Source organism: Rhodopseudomonas sp., from assembly GCF_013377015.1.
GTDB lineage: Bacteria > Pseudomonadota > Alphaproteobacteria > Rhizobiales > Xanthobacteraceae > JARJEH01.
In genome coordinates this window covers 149,277-172,066 of the sequence record NZ_JACABA010000007.1, presented here as the reverse complement: position 1 = coordinate 172,066, position 22,790 = coordinate 149,277, and the positions used below count along the sequence as shown (strand labels likewise).

The following is a 22,790-nucleotide window of genomic DNA, read 5'->3' as shown; positions in this document are numbered from 1 at the left end:
GGAGGGAAACAGATATGGCTCAATACCGCTGTACGATGACGACATTGGCGACGTTGATGACGTTCGGGTTGGTCTTTTCGCCCGGCGGCACGATGGCCCAACAGAAAGCTCTCAAGGAGCAAATAGTCGGAACCTGGTCGCTTGTGGCGGTGGATAATGTGGAGCCAAACGGGACTCGAAGCCCGCTGTATGGTCCAAATCCGAAGGGGATTGTCGTCTTCGACTCCGGCGGCCACTACGTTCTTCAGCTCACCAATCCGAGCGTCCCCAAATTCGCGGCCAACAATCGGAACGCCGGAACGGCTGACGAGAACAAGGCTGCTGTGCAGGGCAACCTTGCTCACTTCGGCACCTACAGCATCGACGAGGCCGATCACAGTTTCACACTTCGTATTGAAGGCAGTTCGTATCCGAATTGGGCCGGAGCTCAGCAGAAGCGAGGACCTGTCGCGCTCGTGGGTGACGACTTGAAGTGGACCAACCCCGGTTCATCTGTAGGCGGTTCATCAGAGCTTGTCTGGAAGCGAGTGAAGTAGCTTTTTGGGCGGGCACATCGATGACCTGCTTTCTGCTCGTTCTAATTTCGTGCTCGTGCCACGCCTGGAAAGCAAACAAGAAGAATCGAGGAAACCATGCTACGGAGTATGGGAACATTGCCGCTACGATCATGTTTGCCGGAGCGCTTCTGGCGGCAGTCGAGGCCGACGCACAGTCGATGCCGAAGGACGTCGCCGCGCGGGTTGATATCTATGGCGGTCCCTCGCTGACCATAACCGACCATTAATTCCTAACCGGCGATTCCAAAGGCACGGAGGTCACCGTCGCCGCCGAACTGCGCATCGCCCAAGGGACCGGCCGGCTGCCGGTCGTGGTGCTGATGCACGGCTCGAGTGGGGTCGTTTCCAATACTGACCCGTGGGTGCGTCATTTCAATTCAATGGGTATTTCCACCTTGGTGATCGATGGCTTTTCAGGCCGTGGTCTGACGGTGGTCGGCCCGAACCAGGGTCTGCTCGTCCGCCTCAACCTGATTGTCGATATCTACCGCTCGCTCGAAATTCTCGCCAAACATCCTCGCGTCGATCCCGATCGGATCGTATTGATGGGGTTTTCCCGGGGCGGACAGGCCGCGCTCTATGCGAGCCTCGATCGCTTCAACAAACTCTGGAACAAATCCGGTATACAATTCGCCGGCTATATTCCCTTCTATCCGGGCTGCTCGACCTCCTATGTCGGTGATACGGAAGTGGCACCCCGCCCAATCCGCATCTTTCACGGCACGCCGGATGACTACAATCCGGTCGCGAGCTGCAAGGCATTTGTAGCGCGGTTGCAAGACGCCAAACACGACGTGGCGCTGACGGAATATCCGGATTCGCAGCACGCCTTCGATCTTGGCCTGCTCGGCATTTCCAGCAATGTGGTTTCGGCGAACGCACAGACCGCGCGCAACTGCCGCATCAAGGAAGGCGACGGCGGCGTGCTGTTGAACGCCGACACGAAAGCGCCGTTCACCTACAAGGACACCTGCATCGAGCTCAACCCGCATGTCGGCGGAAATCCTGCGACAGCGGAGGCGGCACGAAAGGCGGTGAGCGAATTCCTGCTGGCGTTGTTCAAGACTGGGTAGTGCCGGATTTCGGATGCGGGTCAGTGGGCCTGCGTTGCGCTGCCACAATAGACTGAGCGACGAACTCCGATCCCGACGGATCACACTCAGCTATCCCGCATCCGCCAAACTCGCATCGATCCGAATCCAGCCGCATGCTGATGACCCGCGCTTAGCTCGCGGCTTCGATCCTCTCAGTCGGCTCGTCCGGTTCCGGCGCGACGATCTCGATCGCTTCGCGGATTGATTCGATGGCGCGCTCGGCGGCGCGGGCGCCGTGGCCGATCATCTCGTCGGCGCGATGAAAGTCGAACCAGCCGATCTTGCCGACGCGCGGCGAGATCAACAGGTCGGGCGGATCGCCTGCCAGCCGCGCCCTGGTGATGCGGTCCTGCATGATGTTGAAGGCGTCCACCATCACCTTGGAGATTCCGGGTCGCCCGTTGCTGCCGAAGATCTCCTGCTTGACGATTCGCTCCGGCGAGAAAAACCTGCCGAAGCCGCGTCTTGCTGGCGGTGGCTCGACCGCCGGTTCAATCTCCTCGGCGATCGGGTTACCGTGCGAGAAGATCGTCGTGCCGTGGCCGAACACGTCGCTCGAGACGTTGGCGGCGATCACGATCTCGGCGCCCAGCGCGCGCGCCGCCGATACCGGCACCGGGTTGACCAGCGCGCCATCGACCAGCCAGCGATCACCGATCAGCACCGGCGCGAAAATCCCGGGCAGCGCATAGGAGGCGCGCAGCGCGTCGACGACGCGGCCCTGGGTCAGCCAGATCTCGTGTCCGGTCCGCACTTCGGTGGCGACGCTGGCGAATTTCAGGGTCAGGTCCTGGATCTGGACCTGGCCGAGCGTGGCTTCGAGCTGCGCCGCGAGCTTGCCGCCGCCGATCAGGCCCGATCCGTTCAGACGAATGTCGAGATAGCTCAGGATATTGCGCGGCTGCAGGCTGCGCGCCCACGCTTCCAGGGTGTCGAGATGGCCGGCCGCGTAGGAGCCGCCGACCACGGCGCCGATCGAGGTCCCGACCACCACGTCGGGCACGATGCCGTTGGCGAGCAGTGTCTTGATGATGCCGATATGGGCGAAGCCGCGTGCGGCGCCGCCGCCCAGCGCCAGCCCGATCACCGGCCGCCTGATGCTGCCGAGCCCGATATTGGCCCGGCGTGGCGAATTATTCGTGCCGCGTCCGATCAGATTATCCAGCACCATGGGCCTCCTCGACTGCTGTCCGGTTGCTGCGCCGCATCCCGCCACCGACGGCGCCGAGAATCGCTACTCGATCAGCGATTTAAGCGCGTCCATGGGATCGTGCCATATCGCCTGATACGGATGATTAATGCCGCGACGACCTCCGACCTACGCTGGAATCATGACCGCGCCGCGAACCGGGGCCGTCACAAAGTCTTCGCCGGTCGTTTCTGGGCCGCCAAGTATTGGTCGCACAGGCTTGAATTTGCCGCGTTTTCAGTGAAAACCATCGGCCATGGTTTCGAGCGACAATGATGGTGACATGAGCAGGCGGCGAGGCGGCTTGGTGCTGGCTTTCGCGCTGGCGTTGCTTGCGATTTGCCTCGTCACGAATCCGGCATCAGCGCAATTGTTCGGCGAGCGCCCGCCCCCGATACCGCCGGGGTTGGTCCCCGATGTGCCGGCGGGCGGCGCGATCAGTCTGGCGCCGCCATCCGGCGCAGGATCCGCGCCAAACCTGCCGACGCCGCTGACCCAGCCGCCGGTCGCCGCCGTGACGCCGCCGGTGGGGTCGCCGCTGACCGCGGTGCCGCCGCCGCCCGCGAGCCAGGGCGTGCTGGCGCTGACCGCGCGGTTTGGCACCGACCTGCCGGTGATCAATAGCGGTCTGGTCTGGCGGGTCTATTCGGATCGTCCAGACGCCAGCGGCGCGTTCAAGCTGATCCGCGAAGACCACGGCGCCACCCCCAACATCGTGGTGCCGCCGGGGAGCTATGTGGTCCACGTCGCGCTGGGGCTGGTCAGCGCGGTGCGGCCGGTGACGCTGAAGGCCGAGACGGTTCGCGAGGCCTTCGTGCTGCCCGCCGGCGGCTTGCGCATCGAGGGCCGGGTCGGAACGTCGCGCATTCCGCAGAACCAGATTTCGTTCGGCATCTACAAGGGCAGCCAGTTCGAAGCGACCGAGCGCGCGCCGCTGGTGTCGAACGTCGCCGCCGGCGACGTCGTGCTGGTGCCGGAGGGGACCTACTACATCATCTCCAATTACGGCGACGCCAATTCGGTGGTGCGTTCCGACATCCGGGTGCAGGCCGGCAAGCTGACCGACGTCACCATCACTCATCGCGCCGCCGTCATCACTCTGAAGCTAGTCGGCGACAAGGGCGGCGAGGCGCTCGCCAACACCGCCTGGTCGGTGATCACGCCCGGCGGCGACGTCGTCAAGGAATCGATCGGCGCGTTTCCCCGCGTCGTGCTGTCCGAAGGCGAGTATCGCGCCATCGCCAAGAACGAGGGCAAGGTGTTCGAGCGCGGCTTCAACGTCGTCAATGGCGTCGACGGCGAGATCGAAGTACTGGCGCGATAGCGAACCTATCGCGCGGCTGAGCTAAAACCGCGTGACGATGTCGGCGAACGCCGGACGCGGGCGGTCGTCGGGGGCGCGCTGCGCCGTGCCGATATGGATGAAGCCGGCGAGCTTCTCCTCGGGCGTAAGGCCAAGGCCGGCCATCACCCCGCGGTCATAGGCGAACCAGCCGGTCAGCCAGTTGGCGCCATAGCCGAGCGCGGTCGCGGCGGTGACGATGTTGAGGCAGCTGGCGCCGGCCGACAATTCCTGCTCCCACGCCGGCACCTTGGGATGGGCCTTCGGCGCGCTGACCACCGCGATCACCAGCGGTGCATCCATCAGCCGCGCCTTCTCGACCGCGATTTCCTCCGGAGTGGCCGAGGGGTTCTTTTCCGCGAACCCCTTCGCGATCAATTCGCCGGCGCGGGCGCGCGCGTCGCCCTCGAACACGATGAAGCGCCAGGGCGTCAGCTTGCCGTGATCCGGCACCCGGGCGCCGAGCGTGAGGATGGTGTCCAATTCCGCGGGCGAGGGGCCGGGGCCGCTCATCTCGCGCGGCTTCACCGAGCGGCGGTTTTTCAGGAAGGCGATGACGTCGGACACGGACAATTCTTTCAGCAATGATCGGGTGCGCGCCGCATAGCACGGCGCAAGCGATGTGACGAGGCTCGTTGGTTTCGAACTTATGACGGGGGCAGGGAAGCCAGATAGGCGGCGATTGCGGTCATGTCGGCGATGGTCATCTTACCGGCGTTCTCCTGCATGGGTTCGGCCATGGTGCCATTGCGCAGTCGGTGCTTGAATTCGTAAAGCTGGCGCACGATCAAGCTGGGCGAACGGCCGGCAAGCGGTGGGATGCTGTCGGTGCCTTTCAGTTTTTCGCCATGGCAGCCGGCACAGGCGGGAATGCGTTCGGCCTCCTTGCCGGCCACCAGATCCTCGCCGCGCCTGACGCTGCCAGGCGGCACATAAGCGGTGAAGGTGACGCGGAAATCGCGGTTGATGAAGTTCTCTTCGTCATCCGGCATTTCCACGATGCGCTCGCCCAACGGCTCGGTCGTGCCGTCGCGGCGGGAGGTGTAGTACCAATTCGGGATATAGCTGGTCGGGACGTCCGTGGTCTCCACCACTTTGACCCGCGGAAGCAACGTCATCGCGCTGTAATAGGCGACGATTTGGTCGATCTCCTCATCGTTCAGCTCTTTCATTGCGGCGATCATACGGAACACATGACCGCGTTCCTTGACGCCGGTGGTGCGGGCACCGCGGCGATAGTCGTCGATCTGGCGCCGCAGATACGCCGCCGGAAGGCCGGCGAGGCTGGCGTTCTCCGGTCCGCCGATCCCTTCGGGCCGATGACAAACGCCGCAGGGCCGAAAGTCGGGTCTGTGGCCCTGCGCCACGACAGCGGGCATCGGCGCATGGCCGTCGGGGAACCAGTCGAGCGCAAAGAACAGGTCGCGGATCTCGGTGAGGGTGTAGCCCTTGGCGCTGTCCGGTACATGGCGCATCGTTCCATCGTCACGGGGCGGAACGTACTCTTTCGGGGCGATCGGATAGGCCCAGACCGGAGCAGGCTCATCGGCGGCGGCCGGAGCGATCAGTGCCAAGAGGAGGGGGACAAAGGACAACCGCGCCAAGCTCAAGATGCCCCCCATCTGCTATCCCCCCTTTTTTACTGCCCGGTTTCCGGGTCGCAAGTCGTCACGCCACGCCGGACGACCTACGGTGGGGCATCCCTCGCCGGCATCTTCGCCGCGCGCTCCAGCAGGTCGTTGCCGAGGTCCTCGAGGATCTGCCGCGTCGCCAGGAACAGGCTGTGGCCGGCGTCGGTCTCGATCGCCAGCGCCACCACGGTGGGCTGGTTCGGATCGGGGATCAGCTGATAGGCCCGGATCGGATAGGCGGGCAGTTCCTGTTCGTCGGCGATCATCTGTCTGACCATCTTACGCCTCCTGCCTTGCCCGCTTGACGTCCGGCGGCGTGGCTTCCTCGACCAGCGCTGCGATTGCCTCGTCGGTCGGCAGCACGGTCTGGCCTTCGCTGCCGAGCCGGCGCACCGAGACCTGATGGGTTTCGGCTTCCTTCTTGCCGACCACCAGCAGCGCTGGAATCTTCGCCAGCGAGTGTTCGCGGACTTTGTAGTTGATCTTCTCGTTGCGGAGATCGATCTCGACTCGTAGACCGGCGCGACGGGCGGCGGCGGCCACGACCTTGGCGTACTCGTCGCCTTCCGAGGTGATCGTGGTGACGACGACCTGGGTCGGCGCCAGCCACAGCGGGAAGTTGCCGGCGAAATGCTCGATCAGGATGCCGATGAAGCGCTCCATCGAGCCGCAGATCGCGCGATGCACCATGACGGGCGCCTTCTTCGAGCCGTCGGCGTCGATGTAGAACGCACCAAAGCGCTCCGGCAGGTTGAAGTCGACCTGGGTGGTGCCGCATTGCCAGTCGCGGCCGATCGCGTCGCGCAGCACATATTCGAATTTCGGCCCGTAGAACGCGCCTTCGCCGGGATTGATAGCGGTCTTGATGCTGTGGTTGGAACCGTGCGCCTCGATCTGCGACAGCACCGTCGCCATCACCCGCTCGGCGTGATCCCACATCTCGTCGGTGCCGACGCGTTTTTCGGGCCGGGTCGACAGCTTGACCGTCAACTCGCCCTCGAAGCCGAAATCCGCGTAGGTGGACAGAATGAGATCGTTGATCTTCAGGCATTCGTCGGCAAGCTGCGCCTCGGTGCAGAACACATGGGCGTCGTCTTGCGTAAAGCCGCGCACCCGCATCAGCCCGTGCATCGCGCCGGACGGCTCGTAGCGATGCACGATGCCGAATTCGGCGATCCGCAGCGGCAGATCGCGGTAGCTCTTCAGGCCGTGCTTGAAGATCTGAACGTGGCCGGGGCAGTTCATCGGCTTCAGCGCGAACCAGCGCTTGTCCTCGGCGTCGTCGCCGGCCGACTGCGCAGCGAACATGTTTTCGCGATACCATTCCCAATGGCCGGAGGTCTCCCACAGCGACTTGTCGAGAATCTGCGGCGCGTTGACCTCGCTGTAGTCGCCGGTGAGGCGGCGGCGCATATAGGCGATCAGCGCCTGGAAGACGGTCCAGCCCTTGGCGTGCCAGAACACCACGCCGGGGCCCTCTTCCTGGAAGTGGAACAGGTCGAGTTCGCGGCCGAGTTTGCGGTGGTCGCGCTTCTCGGCTTCCTCGATCTGATGCAGGTAGGCGTCGAGCTCTTCCTGCTTGGCAAAGGCGGTGCCGTAGATACGCGTCAGCATCGGATTGTTGCTGTCGCCGCGCCAATAGGCGCCGGCCACCTTCATCAGCTTGAAGGCGTTGCCGACCTTGCCCACCGAGGTCATGTGGGGACCGCGGCAGAGGTCGAACCAGTCACCCTGCTTGTAGATCTTGATGGTCTGATCGGCCGAGATCGCATCGACCAGCTCGACCTTGAACATCTCGCCATTGTCGGCGAACACCTGCTTGGTCTGGTCGCGGGTCCAGATTTCCTTGGTGAAGGGTTTGTCGCGGGCGATGATCTCGCGCATCTTCTTTTCGATCGCGCCAAAATCCTCCGGCGTGAACGGCTCGTTGCGGAAGAAGTCGTAGTAGAACCCGTTCTCGATGGTCGGGCCGATCGTCACCTGGGTGCCGGGCCACAGCGTCTGCACCGCTTCGGCCAGCACATGGGCGCAGTCGTGCCGGATCAGCTCCAGCGCGCGCGGGTCGTCGCGGCCGATGAATTCGATTTTGGCGTCGTGGTCGATCGGATCGGCGAGGTCGGTGACGACGCCGTCGAGCGCCATCACCACGGTGCGCTTGGCCAGCGATGGCGAAATCCCCTTGGCGATGTCGAGACCGGTGGAACCGCGCGGATATTCACGGCGGTCGCCATTGGGGAAGGTGAGGGCGACCGTGGTCGCCGCGACCGGCTTCAGATTGGAAAGGCCGAATTGGAATCCCGAGGCGGGGGCAGATTTGTCAGACATCGTTGGTCTCCTGTGGCTCACTCCTGCACACGAGCGCAGGTAAGCGAATGCAGCGGTATAGCAGCGGATTCGGCCGTTGCAATCCTGTCGATTGGCGAAGCCAGCTGCTGGCTTGCAAACCGGCGGGGAAAGTTCTTATGATGGCGAGCGGAATTCAATATTACTGGATTTTACGGGACCATGACAGCCTGGTTGTCCCATTGGGGGCGACCAATTTTTTGACTATTTGCGCAAGCTTATTGATTTTGAGAATTCGATCTGAGGACGTCGATCGGAAGACGCCGATTTGAACAGGTCGATCTGAATGTGCTGGCCAATCTCGCACCATGGAGATTCGCAATGGAGCGCTTCTGGCATTTCATCTTCTTGGTTCTGAACTACCTCTGGCGCGTTTTCCGGGTGCTATGGGTCTGCCGGGTCGCGACGGTGAGCGCTGTAGGCGGCGGCCTCCTGATCGCCCGCGTCGCGCAGGCGCGCGATCTGTTCGCCGATACCGGTCTCGACCGGCCGCAATGGGCCTTGTTCTATGGCCTGCTGCTGGCCTGGGCGTGGCTGTTGCACGCCATGGCGCGACGTGCGCTGCAATTCGACGACTGGGTGCCGGATTCGCACCGGCCCGGCGGGTTGAGCGACGACGACCGGGCTCGGCTGCAGGCCCGATTCCTGGGGATCGCGATCTGGATTCCGCGCCTGTTGGGCCTCAGCATCTTCTGCGTCGTGGCCTGGGCGTTGTGGCAAACCCGGCTGACATTGTTGCCGGCGGTCGAACTGAAGCAGGCTGCGGACGCGGTCGCGTGGATCCTGGTGCAGTTGATCGCAACGGCGGTGGTGGCGACAATCTATGCGGTGACGGTGCTGTTTGCGCGCGATGTTCGTGCGCGCCTGACAGGACGCAGAAAGCAGGAGGCGCTGCTCGACGGCGCCCAGTCGATGCTGCTGCTGCTGTTCCATCCGGTGAGGAACTGGCAGACGCTGCGCAGCATCTTTTCGTCACGGTTGAATCAGGCCCTGTTGTTGGCCGCGGTCGTAATCACGCTGCTGTTCGTGGCCGCGGTGGTGGCGCCGAACGCGCTGTCCGACTGGTTCCCGCGGGTGCTGTTTCTCCCGCTGTTGCTTGGCGGCGGGCTGTTGCTGCTCGGCGAGATCGCCTCGCTGTCGCATCGTTACGCGACTCCGCTGCTGCTGTGCTTTTTCGTGGTGGGCGGGGTTCTGGGCTATCTGCAGCAGAACTACAACGACGTGCGGTTCGTGCCGGCCGCAGCGACCTCTGCGACCAGCGGGACGCGCCACGAATTGACGATCGACGAGGCCGTCGCGCGATGGAAGGCCGACAATTGCAGATCGGCGAGCGATTGCCCGCGGCCGATCGTGATCGCTGGGGCCGGCGGCGCCAGCCGCGCCGGCTTCTTCACCGCGAGCGTGATCGGCGCCATGATCGATGCCGGCGCCGCCAATCCGGCGCTCGGGCTCGGCGACGTCCGCAGCCGGATTTTCGCATTGTCGACGGTCTCCGGCAGTTCGGTCGGCGCAGTGATGATGCGGGCGGCATGGATGGATGCGCTTGAGCGCAAGGATCTCGGCAGGCCGCCTTGCACCGATCAGCAGACCACGGCGTGGTTCCGCAGCGAGGCGGCGCGGTCTCCCGACCGCAGCGCGCAAGCCGGCTCGTGGCGTGACTGTTTCCAAAAATTGCTGGCGGGCGATTTCCTCTCGCCGGTGTTCGTCGGCCTCGCCTATCGGGATATTTTTCCGCTGGGTTACCGGCTGGACCGCTCCGGCCTGCTCGAGCAGTCGTTCGAGCGCTGGTATCGGGAAATCACCGGCGCGCCCGTTGCGGCGTGCGGCACCCAGGACAATTCCGGCCTGTGCCGGCGCGTCGGCCATATGCCGGACCGGTCAGATCCGAAGGTGCGCGGCGACTGGATTCCGCTGCTGTTCATCAACGGCACTTCGGTCGCGACCGGACGCCGGATCATCGTCTCCGACGTCAGGATCGGCTGCAAGGGCCAGAAGGGACGTCTGCTCGATTACGCCTACGACTACCGCGAATTGCGCGATCCAAGCATCCGCGTCACCTATGACGATTGCTTGCCGGTTTCCCCGGCGCCTCCGATTCCCGGCGATCCCGAAGGGCAGGCGATCGACATGCGGCTCTCGACGGCGGCGATGATGAGCGCGCGCTTCCCGCTGATTTCCACCCAGGGCGTGATCCGCGACATCAATGGAAAGATCGTCGATAGCGTCGTCGATGGCGGCTATTTCGAGAATGACGGACTGGCCACCGCCGCCGATATCGTGCGCGAACTGCGCGGTCGCGACCTGCAGCCCGTGGTGATCCGGATCGTCAACGAGCCCGATGAGGCCTTTGATGTCAATCGCAGGCTCAGCAACCCGACCCCAGTAGACGGCGAGGTCGAATCGCCACGGCCGCCGCTGCCGAAATCGGAAGAGCGGTCGGTGTTCGATGTCTATACCTCGATCGGCCGCGCGCTCTATGCCACCCGCTCCGGGCACGAGGATGGTCACTTGGCCTATCTGCGCGAGACGCTCAAAGGCCCGCTGGTGCGGATCGGCGTCGATACGATCGACCTGAGCAAGCCTGGTCCGTCTCAAGCTGCTGCGAGCTTGTTCTGCCGCTCGCCGGTGAAGAAAGACACCGCGATGGATATCGTCTCGATGAGCTGGTGGATGTCGCAACCAGTGCAAGCCTATCTCGATGCGCAGTTGTGCCGGCCGCAGATCGAACGGCTGATGTGTGTGCTGCAACTCAAGGCGGGCGAGGCCCACGACAAATGCGACGTGGCGAAGCCGACCTGACCGGAATTTTACATGCAATTGCATTGAAGCGGTGCTATTGATCGGGGCGATGTCCCGCTCCTATGCCCCCACCGCCCTGATGCTCGGCAATTTTGTCACCGGAACTTCGGTTCTGGCGCCAGCCGGCATGCTGGGCGAATTGTCCGCCGATCTCGGCGTCACCATCCGCGACGCTGGCCTGCTGATTACCTTCGGCGCGGTGGTGCTGTGCATCGGCTCGCCGCTGACGGCGTGGCTGACCAGCCGGATCGAGCGCCGCACCTTGCTGGGCGCGACGCTGGCGGTGCTGGCACTGAGCAATCTGGCTTCGGCGTTGGCGCCGAGCTACGCCGCGCTGCTGATCATCCGCCTCATCATGCTGTCGATCGGCTCGCTGTACACGCCGCAGGCTGCCGGCACCGCCGCCTTGGTGGTGCCGCCGGACAAGCGCGGCGGCACCATGGCGTATGTGTTTCTCGGCTGGTCGCTGGCGGTGGCGTTCGGCCTGCCGCTGGTGACGTTCATCGCCAGCCGCTACGGCTGGCGCGCGGCCTTTGGCGGAGTCGCGCTGATCGGGGCGGCGAGCTTCGTGCTGCTGGCCTGGCGGCTGCCCGGCGGCTTGACTGGCGCGCCGGTCAATCTGAAGACCTGGACCGCCGTCGCGCGCAACCGGCTGATCCTGATGCTGCTGCTGGTGACCGCGGTACAGACCTCAGGCCAGTTCGCCGTGTTCACTTACTTCGGCCCGTTGCTGGCGCGGCTCACCGCCGCCAGCGCCGATGCGATCGGCCTGGTGTTTGCGATCTACGGCGTCTGCGGCTTCGTCGGCAACATGGTCGCCAGCCGGATCGTCGACATCTGGGGCGCCTACCGCACCTCGTTGCTGTTCATCGCCGTGCTGCTCACCGGCGCCAGCGTCTGGACGCTCGGCGCCGGCAGTTTCGCCGTGATGGCGTTCGGCGTCGGCATCTGGGGGCTCGGCTTCGCCTCGACCAATTCGATGCAGCAGGTGCGCCTCGTCGGCGCCGATCCGACGCTGGCCAGCGCCACGGTGTCGCTCAACACCTCGGTCTTGTATATCGGCCAGGCGGTCGGCTCCGCGATTGGTGGCGCGCTGTTCGCCAGCGGATGGCTGCGCGAGACCGGCTACGTGTCGATGGCGTTCATCGCGCTGGCGCTCGGCATCGCGGTGTTCGCGACCCGAGGTGGGACGCGATAGCGCGGGGAGGGCGGGCCCTGACAAATCGCGAGGTCCGATGTCTTGGGGAAAGCAGACACCCCATTGAACCCGGCGCATGTCCGCCAAGACCCGACTCGGACATGGGAGCCTCGCCCGGCACGCCGGTTCATCGCATTTTTTTTGAGGTGTTCTGCCACCCAGTCCCGCGATAGGCTGTAGCAGGGCGTTAGGGGCACGTTTTGACGAAAGCAATTGATGCAGAGCGTAGGTTAGTCGCGATCTTCGCTGCCGATGTCGAGGGATACAGCCGCCTGATGGGGGCCAATGAGGTCAGTACCCTGCGGGAATTGACCCAACGGCGCACGATCCTCGACGGCCTGATTTCCGCTCACCGGGGCCGCATAGCCAATACCGCTGGGGATAGCGTACTGGCCGAGTTCGGTAGCACCGTTGATGCCGTTCAGTGCGCCGTCGAGGCGCAGGCAGCCCTTGCCGAAGCCAATGCGGCCCTCTCACCGGATCATCACATTAACTTTCGGATCGGCATTCATGTTGGCGATGTGATGGTGAAGGGCGGTGACCTGTTTGGCGATGGCGTCAATATCGCTGCACGGCTGCAAACCCTCGCCAGTGCTGGTGGCACTTGTATCTCTGGCGTAGCGCACGATCAGGTCAGAAAAATCCTGCCTTTTGCATTCACTGATCTGGGCGCACAGCAGGTCAAGAACATCGAAGAGCCAATTCGGACTTTTGCCGTAGGTACGAAGGGCGTATCGCCCATTGCAGCGTCGTCGAATGCCTGGGTGCCGCTCGCGATCCCCGATAAACCGTCGATTGCGGTTTTGCCGTTTACGAACATGAGCGGTGATCCCGATCAGGAATACTTCGCCGACGGCATGGTCGAAGACATCATCACCGCGCTGTCGAAATTCAAATCGCTGTTCGTGATCGCGCGCAATTCGAGCTTTACCTACAAGGGCAAAGCGGTTGATGTTAGACAAGTCGGTCGCGATCTCGGTGTGCGCTATGTGCTCGAAGGCAGTGTAAGAAGATCCGGGAATCGCGTTCGTGTCACAGGCCAGCTGATTGAGGCGACAACCGACAGGCATCTCTGGGCGGACAAATTCGACGGTTCGCTGGATGATGTATTCGATCTTCAGGATCAAATAACCGCTACGGTCGTAGGCTTGATTGCGCCGCAGATCGAAGAAGCCGAGATCGAGCGTGCGCGGAAAAAGTCAACCAACAGCCTGGACAGCTACGACCTTTACCTGCGGGGTCTCGCTCAACATTACAAAAGGGCATGGGTGGAGGCCCGCGAGTTATTCAAGAAGGCATTTGAGCTGGACCCGGAGTTTGCTGCTGCATACGCGATGGCGGCGATAACACTCCATATGCAGCAGGGTGTGGGAGGCGAACCCTTGACGGCTGAAATGCGCGCAGAGGCGCTCAGGCTTGCGAACATCGCTGCACAAATCGGCAGCGAAGAGGCCTTTGTGCTGGCGCGATGCGGCCATACTCTCGTGCACCTCGGGAACGAATTCGACCGTGGTGCCGCAATGGTCGAGAAAGCGCTCACACTTAATCCAAATCTTGCCATTGCACGTTCTTCTTTCGGATGGATATCAGTGATCGCGTGTGAGCCGGAACGCGCAATCGAGAACTTTCAATCAATGATCCGCTTCAGTCCACTGGATTCCATGAGAGTAGGCTCATCTGCCGGCATAGCGTGGGCGCTGTGGCTTCAGGGCCGATATCAAGAGGGGCTCGCGCTTGCGAGGAGTGTGGCGACCGTCTATCCAAACGTTCAGGCCTTCGGATCACTGCTCGCGAACTGCGTGGCGGCTGGACAGATCGACGAAGCGAGAGTGGCGGCTGCGGAACTGATCAAACTTGATCCCAACCTCCGCTTGGCGCGTGCCCGAGAGATGTTTCCGCTCCGCAAGGCCGAATTTCGCTTCAAACTGGACGAGGCTTTGCGAACGGCCGGTCTGCCGGAATAGGCGAGCGGCCCGGACACGAACACGGCAGGTGTCGACTTCCGGTGTTGGCACGAAACCGACTTGACCCGCCCGGTCGGCCATGTCCGGTCGTGAGGGTACAACGGAAGAGGCCTTGTGTGGCCATCAGATCGCCTTTTGACTCGCATCGGAAGTCGGCCCTAGTCCAACAGCGGCCCGATATGCTTTGATGCGTAGGGCTGAACTCACAAAGTCCAGGGGTGTTCATTGACCGCCGAGCGCGTGGAACGACGACTGGCGGCGGTGTTGGCGGCGGATGTGGCCGGATATAGCCGTCTTATGGGCGTTGACGAGGAAGGCACGCTGGCCAGGCTAAAGGGCGTCAGAAAGGCCCTTGTTGACCCGACCATTGCCGCCCATCGAGGTCGGATCGTCAAGACGACCGGCGATGGCATGTTGGTCGAGTTTGCCAGCGCCGTGGATGCGGTACGCGGTGCAGTTGAAATCCAGAATGGCATTGCCAACCAGAATGCATCTGTGCCGCCGGACCAAAGGATCCAGTTCCGGATCGGCATCCACGTCGGGGACATCATGATCGATGACGACGACATCTTCGGAGATGGCGTCAACGTTGCTGCCCGCCTTGAGGGCATCGCCGAGCCGGGCGGGGTCTGCATGTCTAATGATGCCTTTCGGCAGGTCCGGGGCAAGGTTGACTTTGTCTGTGACGATATAGGACCACAGTTCCTCAAGAATATCGTCGAGCCAGTGCAGGCGTGGCGGGTTCAGTTGACTGATCGAAACCCTTTTGCAGGACAATTAGGTTCGTCATTAAGCGAACCTAAGGCATCTTTTGAGCCGAAAGTAGTCTCAACTCCACGTCTTTCCATTGTCGTGCTGCCGTTCACGAATATCGGGATCGATTCCGAGCAAGAGTATTTCGTGGACGGGCTGACCGAGAGCCTGACCACGGACTTATCGCGCATCGCTGGCGCGTTCGTGATAGCGCGCAACACCGCATTCACCTTCAAGGGAAAAGCCGTTGACATAAAGAAATTGGGACGTGAGCTGAATGTCCGCTATGTACTTGAGGGCTCTGTGCAACGTGCTGGCAACCGTCTTCGGATGAACGTGCAGCTGATCGATGCCGAAACCGGCAATCACCTATGGGCAGAACGTTTTGACAAGCCCCTTGCCGACCTCTTCGATATGCAGGACGAGATTGTATCGAGGCTCGCGAACACGCTCGACGCCGAATTGATTGCCGCCGAAGCCCGCCGAGCGGAGCGTTCACCGCACCCAGAAGCGGTGGACTTGGTCTTCCAGGGAAGGGCTTGGCTCAACAAGGGGCTGACTCCCGATTGCATGGCAAGAGCTCAAAGCTTTTTCGAGCAGGCCGTTTCGCTGGATCCCGAAAATGTCGAGGCGATGGTCGGTTTGGCGCGGGTCGATTGGTCAATTGGGGTTGCGGTTATGACCGACGATTGGTTAGCGCGGTTTGCGGCGGCAGAGACAACTATAACCAAGGTGGTATCCCTCGCACCGAACCATGCTTCTGCTCATTACATTTTGGGAGCTGTGCAAATATTTACGGGACGTGCTGCTCAGGGCATCGCTGAACTTGAGCATGCGTTGGCTCTGGATCGAAATTTGGCCCGCGCCCACGCGCTTATCGGCTACGCTAAGTATCTTCTTGGTCGGGGCGAAGAAACCGAGACTCACATCAACGAGGCGTTCCGCGTTTCTCCCCGCGACACCTTGGCTACTCGATGGTGGGCTTGGATCGGCCTCGCCAAGGCGCAACTAAACGCCGAAACTGATGCGGTCGTCTGGATACGCCGGGGTCTCGACGCAAACCCGAATTATTCCGTCAGGCATTTCGATCTCGCCGCCGTACTCGCACGACTGGGAAAACTGGACGAGGCTCGGGCAGCCGTGAATGCGGGTCTTGCGCTCGATCCGCGTTTCACCATACGACGCTACCGTGATGTTACGTATGCATACAGTGACAATCCGACGTACCGTGCCGGACGCGAACGCCTGGTTGAGGGCATGCGACTAGCGGGGGTGCCGGAGGGCTGACGTCGCTTGCCGACGAGTGATCGGATAGGGCCGCGGCTTCCGCTGTTGGCACGAAACCGCCTTGACCCGCCCGGTCGGCTATGTCCGGTCCTGAGGGTACAACGGAAGAGGCCTTATGGGGCCATCAGGTCGCCTTTTGACCCCTTTTCGGAAATGCCTGCGAGACTATTTTGAAGTTGCCGTCCCGTAGCGAGAGCGTGGAATTCGCGCGCGCGTTGTGGCCGCCGTCTCGCTCGTCTTGAGTTCGGCTTATTGAGCGAAATCAAAGGAGAAACTGCGAGTCGGATCAAAATGAAAAGTTGTGCGAACTCTCCGACCGTGAGATTGAAATGAATGACCGTCCGGTACCGGACACGGTAGACCTCACGAATTGCGATCGCGAACCGATTCATATTCCGGGGGCCATTCAACCGCATGGCGTTTTGATCGCCTTTGCGGAAGACAGCTTCCAGACCGTCAGCGTCAGCTCAAATCTGCCACAGTTCGCCCCGTTCCGGCCCGATGATGTGCTCGGCGGGTCTCTGGCCGACGTGTTCGATGCCGGCAGCACGGCGAGGTTGCGCGAGTTGCTGGGCGAGCCCGGCGTCAGCGTGGGTTCGCCGATCGCGATGCGCTTCGCGCGGGGCGTCGATGCGGAATTCATGGGCCTGATCCACCGCAACGAGGGTTTGACGTTCATAGAACTCGAGATTCCTGAGAAAGACCTCGCCGACTCGCACGCCTTCTTCGGCCGCACCAGCGGAGCCATCAAGAGGCTGCAAGCCGCGAAGACATTGGACGACGCCTGCGCGGCGGCGGCGCGCGAAGTGCGTCGGATCACCGGCTTTGACCGCGTCAAGGTCTACCGTTTCGCCGCGGACTTCAGCGGTCAGGTGATCGCCGAGGACCGCATAGAGGCGGTCGAATCGTTCCTGGGGCTGCACTTTCCGCCCTCGGACATTCCGGTTCAGGCCCGTAAGCTCTATGCGCTCAACCCGCTCCGCATCATTCCCGACATCAACTACCTGCCGGCCCCGATTCTTCCCAACCTCAACCCCCGTACCGGCCGACCGATCGATCTCAGCCTGGCGGTGTTGCGCAGCGTGTCGCCGATCCATCTCGAATACATGCGCAACATCGGGATGCGTGGCACCATGTCGATCTCGATCATGCGTGGCGACAGATTGTGGGGTTTGATTGCCTGCCACAATCGCGAACCGCGCCATGTCGGCCCCGATGCTCGCCAAGCATCTGAACTGGTGGCGCAGGTCCTCGCCTGGCAGATCGGCGTGATGGAAGAGGAAACGGTTACCCGTCAGACCCTGAAAGGCAAGGCAATCCAACGCAGTCTGATCAGCGACATCGAGCAACTACACGATCATCGCGCAGGATTGGTGCGCAACAGCGAAGCTCTGCTCGAGCTGATGGGGGCTTCAGGTCTTTGCCTCCATAGCCAGGAGGGCATCATGACTCTTGGCACCACGCCGTCCGAAGCGGAGATCGAAAGCCTCGTCAATCTGGTTGGAGGGACCGACGATGCCGAGTTGTTTCAGACTGACCGGCTGTCCGCCATCCTGCCTGAAGCAGCCGCCTATACCTATGTGGCCAGCGGGGTGCTGGCCGTTCCGTTGTCCCGCTCGCCGCCACGCCGCGTAATGCTGTGGTTTCGGCCAGAGGTCGCTCAAACCGTTTACTGGGCCGGAAACCCCGACAAGCCTGTTATCGCCGGGCAGGGAGAATTGCGCCTCAGTCCTCGAAAATCATTTGCGTCCTGGACCGAGGAAACCCGCGGCCGGGCCATCCCTTGGCAGAGCCACGAGATTGCAGCAGCCGTTGAAATTCGCGACCTTGTCATCGACGTTATTCTCCGCAACACCGAGAAGCTCGAGCGCGTGAACACGCAGCTCGCGCGAAGCAACGAGGAACTGGAGGCATTCGCTCACGTCGCTTCGCACGACATCAAGGAGCCACTTCGTCACATTGAAGCGTTTGCCGGCATGCTGGGTGAATCGATCCGTCCGATCGGCGACGAGCGGCTTCGAAACCTGGTCAGCGGGATCGAGAGTTCGTCACGGCGACTGCGTAACCTGATCAATGACCTCGCCGAATTCTCCCAAGTCGGACAGCAGGCGAAACCATTCGCGCCGGCGTCACTGCAGGAGATTGCGCAAGAAGTGGTTGCCGACCTGCACCAGCGGATCGATGAGGCGGCGGCGACCGTGGAGATCGACGCTCTGCCGATTGTGTCTTGCGACCGCAACCAGATGCGCCAGGTGCTGCAGAATCTGGTATCGAACGCGATCAAGTATCGCCATCCGGCGCGGCCGTGCCGTATCCGCATCTTCGCCTCGGCATGGCACGAGGAGGAGTATCGTGGCGACGGGACAAGGGCTTCTGCCACGCGGATTTGCGTCAGCGACAACGGCATCGGCTTCGATCCGAAATATGCCGAACAAATCTTCGAGCCCTTTCAGCGCCTGCACGGACCTGACGAATATGAAGGCAGCGGAATCGGGCTCGCGATCTGTCGCAAGATCGTGCAGCGCCACGGCGGTTCGGTCGGCGTCGAAACCGTGCCCGGCATCGGCTCCACGTTCTGGTTCACCCTGGCGAAGCCGGCTGAAAATAATTCGCTTGCAGCGGATCGGCGCTCAACATGAGCAATTCCCAGAAGTCACCGACGCCGCCAAACCTGATGGACATCTATGGGGATCGCACGGCACTCGATCTGACCGAGTGCGACCGCGAGCCGATCCACATCCCCGGAAAGATCCAGCCGCACGGCTACTTGCTGGCATTTGTCGAGCCTGAACTGCAACCCGTTTCGGTGAGCGCCAACATCGAGGCGCTTACCGGACTCTCGCCCGAGGCGGTTCTTTGCGAGCCGATGGCGGCCAGAATGACCGGGCAGAGCTTCGACAATCTGACCGCCGTGCTGTCAAGTCGGGACCTTGCCGCATTCAACCCGATCTCGATCGATCTGCTCACGCCGGCAGGCGAGCAACCGTTCGACGGCATTGTGCACCGCCATGACGGGCTCACCATCCTCGAGCTGGAACCCCGGACCTCGAATGAAAAGCCACCAGCCGAATTCTTCCGTAGCATTCGGACTGCGATCCATCGTCTGCAGGCCGCAACCGATCTCGCGACGGTCTGCGATATAGCGGCTCGCGAGGTGCGGCGCCTGACCGGCTTCGACCGGGTCAAAATCTACCGCTTCGCCAAGGACTGGAGCGGTCAGGTGATCGCGGAGGATCGCGTCGACAGCATTCCGTCACTGTACGACTTCTGCTTCCCGGCTTCCGACATCCCGGCCCAGTCACGCGCGCTGTATACGAGCAACGTGATCCGCATCATTCCCGATATCGGCTATCGTCCGACGCCGCTGGTGCCCGACTTCAATCCGTCGACCGGGGGGCCGATCGATCTCAGTTTCGCGGTGCTGCGCAGTGTCTCGCCGCTCCATGTCGAATACATGGTCAACATGGCAGTCTATGGCGCGATGTCGGTCTCGATTGTTCGAGATGGCAAATTGTGGGGGATGATCTCTTGCCACAACACGTTGCCACGCTTCGTCTCGTTCGAGGTCAGGCAGGCCTGCGAGCTGATCGCGCAAGTGGTAACCTGGCAGATCACCGTGGCAGAAGAGGCCGAGATCGTCGGCCACAACGTCCGGGTACGGGCGATGCAGAACCGGATGCTGCACGAACTCGGCGATGAGCGCGACCTCAAGCAATGGCTTGTCCGAGGCGGCGCCGATATGCTCGCGCTGATGGATGCCTCGGGGTTTGCGCTTTGCGGGTTCGACGGAATCACAACCTTCGGCATCACCCCGTCGGACAACCAGATACTCGACCTGGCGGTGTGGCTGGCGCGCAACGAGCCGCACGACGCGTTCGAAACCGACAGCCTTTCGACCCGCTATGCCGAGGCTTCGCAGTACACGCATATCGCCAGCGGAATTGTCGCCGTTCCGCTCGGCCGAGTGTCATCGACCTTGATGCTCTGGTTTCGTCCGGAGCAGGCGCAGACCGTCACTTGGGGCGGCGATCCGCACAAGCCGGTTCGGATCGGGCCGCACGGGGGAAGACTTCAAACGCGTGCTTCGTTCGACGCCTGGCGCGAGGAAGTTCGCGGCCGGTCCAAGCCGTGGCGGAGCCACGAGATTGCCGCGGCGGTCGAAATCCGCGATCTGGTGGTCGACGTTATTCTAGGCAGTGCCGATGCCCTGGAGCGTGCCAACCGCGAGCTTTCGCGAAGCAACGACGAACTGGAATCGTTCGCCTACGTAGCGGCCCACGACCTCAAGGAGCCGCTGCGCCATATCGAAGCTTTTGCCGGATTGCTCAAGGATTCCTTGTCGCCCGAGGTCAGGGCCCGGTTGAGCGCCATGGTCGACGGGATCGAGGCGTCGTCGCGACGACTGCGGACCCTGATCAATGATCTCAGTGAGTATTCGCGCGTCGGCCGCGATGCGCGGCCCGCTGTTCCGGTGCCGCTGGACGAGGTGCTGGCCGAAGTACTGGCTGACCTCAAACCGATGATGCATGACACCCGCGCGGCCGTTTCATCCGGACCGCTGCCCGTCGTGCTTTGCGACCGTAGTCAGATTAGGCAGTTGCTGCAGAACCTGATTTCCAATTCGCTGAAATACCGCGACGCAGCGCGCTCGCCGCAGATCACCATCAGCGCTACATTCGAGGCTGGAACGCCTGGCGAGTTCTCGCCCGCCAACGACGAACCGCAACGCCTTGTGCGGATCGTGGTTGAAGACAACGGCATCGGCTTCGATGAAAAGTACTGCGAGCAGATCTTCGAGCCGTTCCAGCGGCTGCACGGACCGGACGAATACGAAGGCACTGGCATCGGGCTGGCGATCTGCCGCAAGATCGTGCAGCGCCATGGCGGAAGGATTTCGGCGCATAGCCGGCTCGGCTTCGGCTCCGCTTTCGCTTTCACGCTGCCGCTGCCTATCCCGCACCGACCGGATCACAAGATATGAGTATGCATCGTGATAACACCGTGCCGACTGTGCTGGTCGCCGAGGATCACAACTACGACAAGATGATCCTGAAGGAGGTCTTCTCGCGGGCCGGAATAACCGCCGATTTGCATTTCGTCGGCGACGGCGAGCAGATGCTGGACTATCTGTATCGTCGCGGGAACTTTGCGGAAGAGTTGTCCGCGCCGACGCCTGCTCTGATTCTTCTCGATCTCAACATGCCGCGTCTCGACGGGCGCAAGGTGATCCACATTCTACGTGCCGACGAAACTCTCCGGCATTTGCCGGTGATCGCCCTGTCGACGTCCGAGAGTCAGAAGCACATCACGGAAGCGTACTCGATCGGTATCAATGCCTATCTTGTCAAGCCCGCCAACATTCCAGACTATGTGGCCAAGATCACCTCGCTGTGGCAATTCTGGATGGTGACTGCGTCGCTGCCGGTCGTGGAAACATCGCTGTCATGAGTGGTGGAACCATCAACGCACTGCTCGTCGACGATGCGGAAATCGAGTATCGGTCGCTGGACCGAATGCTGCAAAAGATAGCCGCACCGCGTTACCGCTTGGACTGGGCCTCGAGCTTTGCGGAAGGGCTCGCGGCCCTCCAAAGCGATCAGCATGAGGTCTACCTCATTGATTTCAAGCTCGGCCCGGACAGCGGGCTAGATCTCATCCGATCCGCGCGTGAGCGTGGCCTGATGAAGCCCATCATCCTGCTCACGGCGTATGGCAACGCCGCAGTTGACGCAGCCGCTACCGAAATCGGCGCCAACGACTATCTGGCGAAGGGCGAGTTCGATGCCGTCATTCTCGATCGCGCGGTGCGCTACGCCACGCGCCACGCACAAAAGGTTGCTGAAATTGCACAGCGCCTGGCCCAGACCCGGGCGGTCGTTGACGAACTGAAGCTCGAAACCGAGCGGCGCAAAAATGTCGAAGCTGAACTCTCAAATGTACTCGGTCGCACCGTCTCCGAGCAGGAAGCCGAGCGCCGGAGAATCACCCGGGAATTGCATGACAACATCGGCCAGTCGGTCACGTTGCTGCAACTCGGTCTGGGAGCGCTGGAACACTGCCCTGTTTTGGGGTGCGAACTCGCCCAGAAGGCCGCCGAGCTGAGGGGGGTCACCAGGCGCATGAGTGCCGATCTGCACCGGCTGGCGTGGGAGATCCGGCCGGCTTCGCTCGACGATCTGGGTCTCGAGACTGCGATCAGCCAGCTCGCTGCCGAGTGGGGCAGGCATTCTGGCCTGACCTTCGATCTGCACCTGGCTTTGGGTAACCGCCGATTGGCGCCCGATGTCGAGAGTGCCCTCTATCGTGTCGTTCAGGAAGCGATCACCAACGTGGTGCGACACGCCGAAGCCAAGCACATCGGAATCATCCTGGAGGTCAGGGACAACGAAGTGATCTGTATCATCGAGGATGACGGCCGCGGCGTGTCCGGCGATTCGACGCAGTCTGATGCCGGGGCGAAACGCCTCGGAGTGCTCGGGATGCGAGAGCGCCTCATGCTCGTGCACGGGGTGCTCGAACTGGAGTCCAGCGCCGGCGGCGGCACCACCTTGTTCGCGCGGGTGCCGCTTTAAGGCGCCTCGTCCGCTGCGGTCCCGCTTGGCCGCACAGTGCCTCCGATGTTTGCGCCCAAGG

15 protein-coding genes and 1 pseudogene are annotated in these 22,790 nt (G+C 62.3%); 11 read left to right on the top strand and 5 right to left on the bottom strand.

Annotated features, from left to right (window positions below; translation table 11 throughout):
* Positions 1–14: 14 nt before the first annotated feature.
* Both HXX15_RS22055 and HXX15_RS22050 read left to right on the top strand, forming a co-directional pair.
* Positions 15–536 carry a lipocalin-like domain-containing protein gene (locus HXX15_RS22055; protein WP_296518984.1) on the top strand — a complete coding sequence of 174 codons (522 nt, stop codon included), beginning with the start codon at positions 15–17 and terminating at the stop codon, positions 534–536.
* Positions 537–667: 131 nt separating this feature from the next.
* A pseudogene (locus tag HXX15_RS22050) lies at positions 668–1,630 on the top strand (dienelactone hydrolase family protein).
* Positions 1,631–1,781: 151 nt separating this feature from the next.
* On the opposite strand, the gene HXX15_RS22045 reads toward HXX15_RS22050, so the two are convergent.
* Positions 1,782–2,819, bottom strand: coding sequence for a patatin-like phospholipase family protein (locus HXX15_RS22045; RefSeq protein WP_296519025.1), 1,038 nt, complete (start codon positions 2,817–2,819; stop codon positions 1,782–1,784).
* A 304-nt stretch (positions 2,820–3,123) separates the two neighbouring features.
* Here HXX15_RS22045 and HXX15_RS22040 point away from each other — a divergent pair, with 304 nt between their 5' ends.
* Positions 3,124–4,164, top strand: a complete 1,041-nt coding sequence (locus HXX15_RS22040; RefSeq protein WP_296518982.1) for a hypothetical protein — start codon at positions 3,124–3,126, stop codon at positions 4,162–4,164.
* Positions 4,165–4,185: 21 nt separating this feature from the next.
* Here HXX15_RS22040 and HXX15_RS22035 read toward each other — a convergent pair whose 3' ends face one another.
* The 4 genes from HXX15_RS22035 to thrS form a co-directional block, all read right to left on the bottom strand.
* A complete protein-coding gene (locus tag HXX15_RS22035; protein WP_296518980.1) occupies positions 4,186–4,749 on the bottom strand; it encodes a nitroreductase in 564 nt (187 codons plus the stop codon).
* A gap of 80 nt (positions 4,750–4,829) precedes the next feature.
* Complete coding sequence (locus HXX15_RS22030; RefSeq protein ID WP_296518978.1) at positions 4,830–5,804, bottom strand: c-type cytochrome; 975 nt, start codon at positions 5,802–5,804, stop codon at positions 4,830–4,832.
* 65 nt (positions 5,805–5,869) lie between these two features.
* The gene (locus HXX15_RS22025; protein WP_296518976.1) at positions 5,870–6,091 is read right to left on the bottom strand and encodes a hypothetical protein; all 222 of its coding nucleotides are present in this window, start codon (positions 6,089–6,091) and stop codon (positions 5,870–5,872) included.
* Position 6,092: 1 nt separating this feature from the next.
* Positions 6,093–8,138 (bottom strand): threonine--tRNA ligase, encoded by a 2,046-nt coding sequence (gene thrS / locus HXX15_RS22020; protein ID WP_296518974.1) that lies wholly within the window; start codon positions 8,136–8,138, stop codon positions 6,093–6,095.
* Positions 8,139–8,477: 339 nt separating this feature from the next.
* Between thrS and HXX15_RS22015 the strand changes: the two genes are divergently transcribed.
* The 8 genes from HXX15_RS22015 (at position 8,478) to HXX15_RS21980 (ending at position 22,729) form a co-directional block, all read left to right on the top strand.
* The gene (locus HXX15_RS22015; protein ID WP_296518972.1) at positions 8,478–10,955 is read left to right on the top strand and encodes a hypothetical protein; all 2,478 of its coding nucleotides are present in this window, start codon (positions 8,478–8,480) and stop codon (positions 10,953–10,955) included.
* Between the two features lie 49 nt (positions 10,956–11,004).
* On the top strand, positions 11,005–12,153 hold the full coding sequence (locus HXX15_RS22010) for an MFS transporter (RefSeq protein ID WP_296518971.1): 1,149 nt from the start codon (positions 11,005–11,007) through the stop codon (positions 12,151–12,153).
* A 200-nt stretch (positions 12,154–12,353) separates the two neighbouring features.
* The gene (locus HXX15_RS22005; RefSeq protein ID WP_296518969.1) at positions 12,354–14,117 is read left to right on the top strand and encodes an adenylate/guanylate cyclase domain-containing protein; all 1,764 of its coding nucleotides are present in this window, start codon (positions 12,354–12,356) and stop codon (positions 14,115–14,117) included.
* Between the two features lie 225 nt (positions 14,118–14,342).
* The gene (locus tag HXX15_RS22000; RefSeq protein ID WP_296518968.1) at positions 14,343–16,157 is read left to right on the top strand and encodes an adenylate/guanylate cyclase domain-containing protein; all 1,815 of its coding nucleotides are present in this window, start codon (positions 14,343–14,345) and stop codon (positions 16,155–16,157) included.
* Between the two features lie 329 nt (positions 16,158–16,486).
* Positions 16,487–18,796, top strand: coding sequence for an ATP-binding protein (locus HXX15_RS21995; protein ID WP_296518966.1), 2,310 nt, complete (start codon positions 16,487–16,489; stop codon positions 18,794–18,796).
* Positions 18,797–18,831: 35 nt separating this feature from the next.
* Positions 18,832–21,138 carry an ATP-binding protein gene (locus HXX15_RS21990; RefSeq protein ID WP_296519023.1) on the top strand — a complete coding sequence of 769 codons (2,307 nt, stop codon included), beginning with the start codon at positions 18,832–18,834 and terminating at the stop codon, positions 21,136–21,138.
* A gap of 2 nt (positions 21,139–21,140) precedes the next feature.
* A complete protein-coding gene (locus HXX15_RS21985; RefSeq protein ID WP_296518963.1) occupies positions 21,141–21,605 on the top strand; it encodes a response regulator in 465 nt (154 codons plus the stop codon).
* Positions 21,602–22,729 carry an ATP-binding protein gene (locus HXX15_RS21980; protein ID WP_296518961.1) on the top strand — a complete coding sequence of 376 codons (1,128 nt, stop codon included), beginning with the start codon at positions 21,602–21,604 and terminating at the stop codon, positions 22,727–22,729. The genes HXX15_RS21985 and HXX15_RS21980 overlap by 4 nt, the downstream gene beginning before the upstream one ends.
* The last annotated feature ends 61 nt before the right edge of the window (positions 22,730–22,790 follow it).

Bases quoted from the DNA above. Each gene is read 5' to 3' on its own strand.
- HXX15_RS22040 (WP_296518982.1), top strand. From the start codon at position 3,124: ATGAGCAGGCGGCGAGGCGGCTTGGTGCTGGCTTTCGCGCTGGCGTTG.
- HXX15_RS22030 (WP_296518978.1), bottom strand. From the start codon at position 5,804: ATGGGGGGCATCTTGAGCTTGGCGCGGTTGTCCTTTGTCCCCCTCCTC.
- HXX15_RS21990 (WP_296519023.1), top strand. From the start codon at position 18,832: ATGGACATCTATGGGGATCGCACGGCACTCGATCTGACCGAGTGCGAC.
- thrS (WP_296518974.1), bottom strand. From the start codon at position 8,138: ATGTCTGACAAATCTGCCCCCGCCTCGGGATTCCAATTCGGCCTTTCC.
- HXX15_RS22025 (WP_296518976.1), bottom strand. From the start codon at position 6,091: ATGGTCAGACAGATGATCGCCGACGAACAGGAACTGCCCGCCTATCCG.
- HXX15_RS22015 (WP_296518972.1), top strand. From the start codon at position 8,478: ATGGAGCGCTTCTGGCATTTCATCTTCTTGGTTCTGAACTACCTCTGG.
- HXX15_RS21980 (WP_296518961.1), top strand. From the start codon at position 21,602: ATGAGTGGTGGAACCATCAACGCACTGCTCGTCGACGATGCGGAAATC.
- HXX15_RS22010 (WP_296518971.1), top strand. From the start codon at position 11,005: ATGTCCCGCTCCTATGCCCCCACCGCCCTGATGCTCGGCAATTTTGTC.
- HXX15_RS22055 (WP_296518984.1), top strand. From the start codon at position 15: ATGGCTCAATACCGCTGTACGATGACGACATTGGCGACGTTGATGACG.
- HXX15_RS21995 (WP_296518966.1), top strand. From the start codon at position 16,487: ATGAATGACCGTCCGGTACCGGACACGGTAGACCTCACGAATTGCGAT.
- HXX15_RS21985 (WP_296518963.1), top strand. From the start codon at position 21,141: ATGCATCGTGATAACACCGTGCCGACTGTGCTGGTCGCCGAGGATCAC.